Source organism: Pseudomonas sp. Ant30-3, from assembly GCF_000690905.1.
Lineage (GTDB): Bacteria > Pseudomonadota > Gammaproteobacteria > Pseudomonadales > Pseudomonadaceae > Aquipseudomonas.
Genome location: NZ_JMCL01000134.1, coordinates 1 through 1115, shown reverse-complemented (window position 1 = coordinate 1115; position 1115 = coordinate 1). Strand labels below are relative to the sequence as shown.

Below are 1115 nucleotides of genomic sequence, written 5' to 3'. Positions count from 1 at the left end.
CAAGGCTAAATACTACTGACTGACCGATAGTGAACTAGTACCGTGAGGGAAAGGCGAAAAGAACCCCGGAGAGGGGAGTGAAATAGATCCTGAAACCGTATGCGTACAAGCAGTGGGAGCCCACTTTGTTGGGTGACTGCGTACCTTTTGTATAATGGGTCAGCGACTTATTTTCAGTGGCGAGCTTAACCGAATAGGGGAGGCGTAGCGAAAGCGAGTCTTAATAGGGCGTCTAGTCGCTGGGAATAGACCCGAAACCGGGCGATCTATCCATGGGCAGGTTGAAGGTTGGGTAACACTAACTGGAGGACCGAACCGACTACCGTTGAAAAGTTAGCGGATGACCTGTGGATCGGAGTGAAAGGCTAATCAAGCTCGGAGATAGCTGGTTCTCCTCGAAAGCTATTTAGGTAGCGCCTCATGTATCACTGTAGGGGGTAGAGCACTGTTTCGGCTAGGGGGTCATCCCGACTTACCAAACCGATGCAAACTCCGAATACCTACAAGTGCCGAGCATGGGAGACACACGGCGGGTGCTAACGTCCGTCGTGAAAAGGGAAACAACCCAGACCGTCAGCTAAGGTCCCAAAGTTATGGTTAAGTGGGAAACGATGTGGGAAGGCTTAGACAGCTAGGAGGTTGGCTTAGAAGCAGCCACCCTTTAAAGAAAGCGTAATAGCTCACTAGTCGAGTCGGCCTGCGCGGAAGATGTAACGGGGCTCAAACCATACACCGAAGCTACGGGTATCACTTAGGTGATGCGGTAGAGGAGCGTTCTGTAAGCCTGTGAAGGTGAGTTGAGAAGCTTGCTGGAGGTATCAGAAGTGCGAATGCTGACATGAGTAACGACAATGGGTGTGAAAAACACCCACGCCGAAAGACCAAGGTTTCCTGCGCAACGTTAATCGACGCAGGGTTAGTCGGTCCCTAAGGCGAGGCTGAAAAGCGTAGTCGATGGAAAACAGGTTAATATTCCTGTACTTCTGGTTATTGCGATGGAGGGACGGAGAAGGCTAGGCCAGCTTGGCGTTGGTTGTCCAAGTTTAAGGTGGTAGGCTGAGATCTTAGGTAAATCCGGGATCTTAAGGCCGAGAGCTGATGACGAGTGTTCTTTT

Annotated in this window: 1 rRNA gene; it reads left to right on the top strand. The window is 50.9% G+C overall.

The features are described 5' to 3' along the window. Window positions 1-1115, top strand: a 23S ribosomal RNA gene (locus DU29_RS0126160); the annotation flags it as partial.